Raw genomic sequence first — 6,509 nt, forward strand, 5'->3', positions numbered from 1 at the left:
TCTCATGGAGAAGGCTGTTTTGAAATGGTAATATAATATCATCAAAACAAGGGAGGTATTACAGAAATGAGAAAACGAGTGTTGGCTTTGGGGCTTTGTGCAGCAATGGCAATAGGTACCATGACCGGCTGTTCCGCATCAAAAGGAACCGGGGAAACCCAAAAAGAAACCACTGCAAAAGGTCAGGATGGGGCTCAGACAGAAGCAGGAAAAGCGGAGGCAAAGGAAGACTTAGAAGGCAGTCTGGTATTTGCCATCTGGGACAACAACCTGATGGATTATATTGATGAAAATGATATGGTTGGGAAATTCCAGGAAAAATATCCCAAAGCAGATATTGAAGTAGAAAAGATTAAGGATGATTCCGAATACTGGAATGCCATGAAGATGAGAACGTCAGCAAACCAGCTTCCGGATGTAATGTTTAACAAGCCCTTCACCTTATCCAGGTTCAAGGACTATCTGGTGGATTTATCCGAGCTGGAAGCAGCGAAAAACAACGAGCTGGCCTCCGGATACGCAATGGATGGCAAGGTTTTGGGAATTCCAATGACAGCGGGATATGAATACGTTTTTTATTGGAAGGATATGTTTAAGGAAGCCGGTGTAGAGGTTCCTACCACATGGGAAGATTTTGAAAAAGCAGCTCAGACCCTTCAGGATTTTTATGGGAAAAAAGACCCGGATTTCATGGCAATCGCCCTTGGCGCAAAGGATGAATGGCCGGATTATCCGTACATGGAATTTATGCCCGCACTTCAGGGCGGCAATGGACAGAACTGGAACGATATGGCAAAGACAGATGCTCCGTTTGCAGATGGAACCGACATTAACAAGGCATACAATAAAGTTTACAGCTTATTCGGCAAAAATGTGTTCGGCAAAGATCCTCTTGGCATGGGCAACGATCAGGTAACATCCCTGTTTGCCCAGAAAAAAGCGGCTATCATTGCTCTGGGAGACTGGGGCTTACAGAACATTAAGAGCGGTACCGATGATGCTTCAGAACTTGGTACCTTCTACCTTCCGGTAAGAGATTCCCAGGACGATCCCTTCCGTGTCATCGTGCAGGGCGACTCCTTTATGGGAGTAACCACTCACAGCAAGAATCCGGAGCTGGCAAAGGCTTTCGTAGAATGGTTTTACAGCGAAGAATGGTACCCAGGTTACATCAATTATGTAACCAGTGCCTCTTCCATGAAGAACTTCCCCAAGGAAAAGGACCCGACCCTGGCCCAGGCGGATGAGCAGCAGCCGGATAAGGAACTGGTTATGTATGACGGCGGCGGAGACAATTTCCAGGCGATCCAGAACGAAATCGCATTTGATTACAAGAAGCTGGGCGCCCAGATGTTTACCAATGGCTTTGATTTAAAAGCGGAACTGGATGGACTCAATACAAAATGGGCGGAGGCCAGAACCAAGCTTGGAATTAAATAAACAGAATGGAAAAGGGGACAGGGTGATGGCAGCCCTGCTCCCCTTTTCTTCCAAGGACATGAATCAGGAGGTATCTATGAATTCTCTGGAAAAACAGAAAAAAAGGTTTATTGTATTTGCCCTTGTTGTTCCAATAGTACTGCTCATCGGGTTTGTGGTGTTTCCGGCCTTTGACTTAATCCGCATGAGCTTTACAAACTGGGATGGATATTCCAAAACCTATGATCATATCGGTTTTGGCAATTACACGGCCATGTTCCGGAACAGGGACTTATGGCTGTCCCTCCGCAATAATGGAGTGTATTTTTTCGGGCATCTGATATTCATTCCCATTGAGCTGATGTTTGCGGTGCTTTTAACCTCAAGGCTTAGGGCGTCTAAATTTTATAAAACCATGGTTTTTATGCCATATATCATCAACGGGGTTGCAATTTCCTATGCCTTTTCCTATTTCTTTTCTCCTATAAACGGAGCATTTGATGAGATATTAACCGTATTTCATCTGGAGAGCCTGATAAGAAACTGGCTGTCCGACCCTAAAATCGTCAATTTCGTTCTGGCCTTTGTTTCCTTGTGGAGGTTTTCCGGTTACCATGTCATCCTCTTTATGGCGGCCTTACAGTCTCTTCCCCAGGATGTACAGGAAGCAGCCAGAGTGGATGGAGCAAATGCGTGGCAAATGTTCAAGTATATTCAGATACCGTCCATTATGCTCATGGTGGATTTTGTCCTTTTCGACAACATCCGTGGCGCTCTCCAGGTATTTGATATCCCCTATGTCATGACCAGCGGAGGACCGGGTTATGCCTCCTCCACCTTTACGCTGTATACCATTGATACGGCCTTTAAATACAGCAACTTCGGCCTTGCCTCCACCATGGCGGTGGCGATCATGGTCATGATCGTTGTCATTTATCTGGTTCAGAACAAGATCATTCACGGAATCATTCTGAAGGGGGGAAGAAAATAAGATGAAAAGACGTACAATGGAACAGGGCTTAAAGCAGATCATTTGCATGGGAATGGTACTGATCGTTCTTGCGCCTATCCTTCTGACCCTGTTTGCCGCTTTTAAGACGAAGGCAGATATGGTGAATACATCTCCCCTTCTTCTGCCGCCCATGGAAAGGATCACCCTTTCAAACTTTCAAAAGGTGGTGGGAGATAAATATCTTATGATTGGTTTTAAGAATACGGGCATTATACTTGTGGTCAGTATTCTGTTTAATGTGCTGTTTGGAACCATAACCGCGTTTATTATGGAGCGATTTGAGTTTAAGTTCAAAAAAGTGATCATGAGCCTTTTTTTCCTGGGCATGCTGATTCCCAGCTTTGTAACGGAAATTGCCAGATTTAAAATCATTAACAGCATCGGTCTTTACAATACACTTGGGGCGCCCATCGTGATTTATGTGGCGTCGGATCTGATGCAGCTTTATATTTACCGGCAGTTTATCTCAACTCTCCCGTTGTCTCTTGATGAAAGCGCGCTCCTGGACGGCTGTTCTTATTTCGGCCTGTTTACGAGGATCATTTTTCCTCTGTTGGCACCTGCCACAGCTACCGTGGTGATTATCAAGGCAATTACCATCATCAATGATATGTATATTCCATACTTATATATGCCAAAGAACAGGCTTCGTACTTTAACAACCTTTTTGATGAATTATGCCAATGCCCAGCAGGGGTCGTGGCAGAAGCTGGCGGCAGGTATCATAATCATCATGCTGCCGACGATCCTTATCTATATTTTCTTCCAGAAATACATTCTGGCGGGAATCGCTGCCGGAGCGGTGAAGGAATAAAAGATATAGGAAATCGTAAAAAATGCCATGGATTCTTTTAAAGTGGTGGATTATAATGGACCTATAGTATTTATAGAAGGAGGTTTCTTTCAATGGATCAGAAGACCGCTAAACTGGAATGGCTGGAGGATCCGCGAGTTTTCGCGGTAAACCGACTGGCTGCCCATTCCGATCACTGCTATTATGAAACGGAAGCAGAAGCTCTAAGGGGGATTATGGAACAGCGCCAATCCTTAAACGGGACATGGAAATTTTCCTATGCAGAAAATCCCACGGAGCGGAAAGAGCATTTCTACGAAAGTGATTTTAATCTGGACAGCTTTGGCACCATTGAGGTTCCGGGACATATGGAGCTTAAAGGATATGGCGGATGCCAGTATATCAATACCATGTACCCATGGGATGGTCTGGCTGACATCAGGCCTCCCCATATTGACTGGCAGAATAATCCGGTAGGAAGCTACTGCAGAGAGTTTGAACTGGAGGAGCCGCTAAAGGGGAAACGACTGTTCCTGTCCTTTCAGGGAGTGGAAACGGCCTTTTATGTCTGGCTGAACGGAACCTTTATCGGATATTCTGAGGATTCCTTTACGCCCTCTGAATTTGAGATTACGGATGCTGTTAAGCCAGGATCCAACCGCCTTGCAGTGGAGGTTTATAAAAGAAGCAGCGCCAGCTGGATCGAGGACCAGGATTTCTTCCGGTTCTCCGGGATTTTCCGGGATGTGTATTTATATGCGGTTCCGGAATGCCATGTGGAGGATTTATTCATTCACGGGGACGTATCCGATGACTACCGGGATGGCCTGTTCCGCGGGGAACTGACCCTTACAGGAGAAATAAAGGGAAGCATCCGTGCTGTGTTAAAGGACAAGGCTGGGGAAACAGTTGCTTCCTGGGAACCCATTCCGGCAAAGAAAGTAGTGGAATTTACCGCATGCATATCCAATGTCCATCTATGGAGCGGTGAGGATCCATACCGGTATGAACTCACCATAATCTTGTACGATGAGCAGGGAAATGTGAAGGAGATTGTTCCTCAGAAGGTGGGATTCCGCCGTTTTGAAATGAAAGACCGGCTGATGTGCTTAAACGGAAAGAGAATCGTATTCCGGGGAATCAACCGCCATGAATTCAATGTAAGAAGAGGCCGTTCCATTACAAAAGAGGATATGATGTGGGATATCCGGTTTATGAAGCGCCACAACATCAATGCAGTCCGGACCTGCCATTATCCGGATCAGAGCCTGTGGTATGAGCTTTGCGATGAATATGGGATTTACCTTATTGATGAGGCAAATTTAGAAAGCCATGGTTCCTGGCAGAAGATGGGAGCCTGCGAGCCCTCCTGGAATGTACCCGGAAGCCTTCCTGAGTGGAAGGACTGCGTGGTGGACCGGGCAAAGTCAGTGCTGGAACGGGACAAGAACCATCCCAGTGTGCTGATCTGGTCCTGCGGAAATGAATCCTATGCAGGAGAGGACATTCTGGCTATGTCAGAGTTTTTTAAGGAACGGGATCCTTCCAGGCTGGTTCACTATGAGGGCGTGTTCTGGAACCGGGAATTTGACCGTGCCAGCGATATGGAAAGCCGGATGTATGCCAAGCCTTCCCAAGTAGAGGAATATTTAAATACAGATCCTAAGAAGCCTTTTATCCTTTGTGAATACATGCACGCCATGGGCAATTCTCTTGGCGGGATGAAAAAGTACACGGATTTAGAAGACGGGTATGAGATGTATCAGGGCGGCTTTATCTGGGATTATATTGACCAGTCTCTGATGAAAAAGGACGCTTACGGCAAGGAGCATATGACCTATGGCGGGGATTTTGGCGACAGGCCCACGGATTACAGCTTCTGCGGAAACGGGATCGCTTATGCAGACAGGACCATCTCCCCAAAGGCCCAGGAGGTAAAATACCTGTATCAGGATATCCGCCTGATTCCTGACTCCAAAGGTGTATCCATAGAAAACAGAAGATTATTTACAGATACCTCTGACCTTGAGTTTGTATATTCGGTTTTAAAGGACGGAGAACCGGTTTATCAGAAGAGCTTTGATGCATCAGTAAAGCCTTTGAATACAGGGTATGAAGCTATCCCAGTGCCGGAATTCACAGAGCCGGGGGAATATGTCTGCCAGGTTTCGGCTCTTCTTAAAAGTGATGCCTTGTGGGCAGATTCCGGCTATGAAACAGCTTTTGGTGAGGCGGTTTCAGTAATAGAAGGACAGCAGGAGAAATGCTGCGGACAGCCTTTGACAGTGGTTCATGGCGACGTCAACATCGGTGTTATGGGAGATGGCTTCCGTATCCTGTTCTCCAAGCAGGAAGGCGGTATCGTTTCCCTGGTTTACGACGGGAAAGAATGGGTCGGAAGGCCGATGATGCCAGTGTACTGGAGGGCGACTACGGATAATGATAAAGGAAATAAATTTTCCGTGGCAAGTTCTTTGTGGTATGGGGCAGGCAGATTCCCTTATTACAGCAATGAGAATTGTGCGGTGGAGGAGAAGGAAGGAAGCATAAAGGTGACCTATACCTATGAGCTTTCTACTGTTCCCAAGGCATCAACAGAGGTTACCTACGAAGTAGATGGAAGGGGAGCTGTTCATGTAAGGGCCGTATTCCGGGGTCAAAAGGGATTGCCAGAGATTCCTGCTTTTGGAATGAGGCTCATCACACCGGAAACAGCAAAGAAATTCACCTGGTATGGAAGAGGACCGGAGGAAAATTACTGTGACAGGAATGAAGGAGCGAGGCTGGGTATCTATGAGGATACGCCGGATAACAACCTTTCCCGTTATCTGGTGCCTCAGGAGTGCGGCAACAGGACCGGGGTCCGCTGGCTCAAGGTATCGGACATGGAGGGTCATTCCATCAGTTTTTGCGCAGCCAATCAGGAATTTGATGCTTCCGTACTTCCCTATACGGCGGAGGAGCTGGAAGCTGCAACCCACAGAGAGGAGCTTCCGGCACCAAGATATACGGTAGTGAACATTTTAGGCGCCATGAGAGGAGTCGGCGGCGATGACAGCTGGGGAGCGCCGGTTCACCAGGAATACTGCATAAGCGGGGAAGAAGAGCTTGTAACAGAATTTATTATTGAAAGAAGATCATAGATGCAGGCGGCAGACGGCAGGAGTTTGAGAAAACTCTTACGGTCTGCCGCTTTATTTTTTGTGGGAGAAAAATTAAAGTTGTTGATAAAAATAATCAGGTAATCGTGTCCTTTTTTCATGATATTGTATTATAATAGAATTG

General features: G+C 46.5%; 4 protein-coding genes. All 4 read left to right on the plus strand.

Annotated features, from left to right (window positions below; genetic code table 11):
* Nucleotides 1-66: 66 nt before the first annotated feature.
* The 4 genes from AC27IJ_RS12225 (at nucleotide 67) to lacZ (ending at nucleotide 6,367) form a co-directional block, all read left to right on the plus strand.
* Nucleotides 67-1,440: an ABC transporter substrate-binding protein gene (locus tag AC27IJ_RS12225; RefSeq protein ID WP_487149081.1), complete on the plus strand. Its 1,374-nt coding sequence runs from the start codon at nucleotides 67-69 to the stop codon at nucleotides 1,438-1,440.
* A gap of 76 nt (nucleotides 1,441-1,516) precedes the next feature.
* Nucleotides 1,517-2,410, plus strand: a complete 894-nt coding sequence (locus AC27IJ_RS12230) for a carbohydrate ABC transporter permease (protein ID WP_313257648.1) — start codon at nucleotides 1,517-1,519, stop codon at nucleotides 2,408-2,410.
* Between the two features lies 1 nt (nucleotide 2,411).
* Nucleotides 2,412-3,245 (plus strand): carbohydrate ABC transporter permease, encoded by an 834-nt coding sequence (locus tag AC27IJ_RS12235; RefSeq protein WP_312444729.1) that lies wholly within the window; start codon nucleotides 2,412-2,414, stop codon nucleotides 3,243-3,245.
* A 92-nt stretch (nucleotides 3,246-3,337) separates the two neighbouring features.
* Nucleotides 3,338-6,367: a beta-galactosidase, LacZ type gene (gene lacZ, locus AC27IJ_RS12240; RefSeq protein WP_487149083.1), complete on the plus strand. Its 3,030-nt coding sequence runs from the start codon at nucleotides 3,338-3,340 to the stop codon at nucleotides 6,365-6,367.
* Nucleotides 6,368-6,509 lie beyond the last annotated feature (142 nt).

This window comes from Lacrimispora sp. YZC11 (assembly GCF_057543815.1).

What these genes read in the sequence shown, in the direction of transcription:
- AC27IJ_RS12225 (WP_487149081.1), top strand. Translation starts at nt 67, where the DNA reads ATGAGAAAACGAGTGTTGGCTTTGGGGCTTTGTGCAGCAATGGCAATA.
- AC27IJ_RS12230 (WP_313257648.1), top strand. Translation starts at nt 1,517, where the DNA reads ATGAATTCTCTGGAAAAACAGAAAAAAAGGTTTATTGTATTTGCCCTT.
- lacZ (WP_487149083.1), top strand. Translation starts at nt 3,338, where the DNA reads ATGGATCAGAAGACCGCTAAACTGGAATGGCTGGAGGATCCGCGAGTT.
- AC27IJ_RS12235 (WP_312444729.1), top strand. Translation starts at nt 2,412, where the DNA reads ATGAAAAGACGTACAATGGAACAGGGCTTAAAGCAGATCATTTGCATG.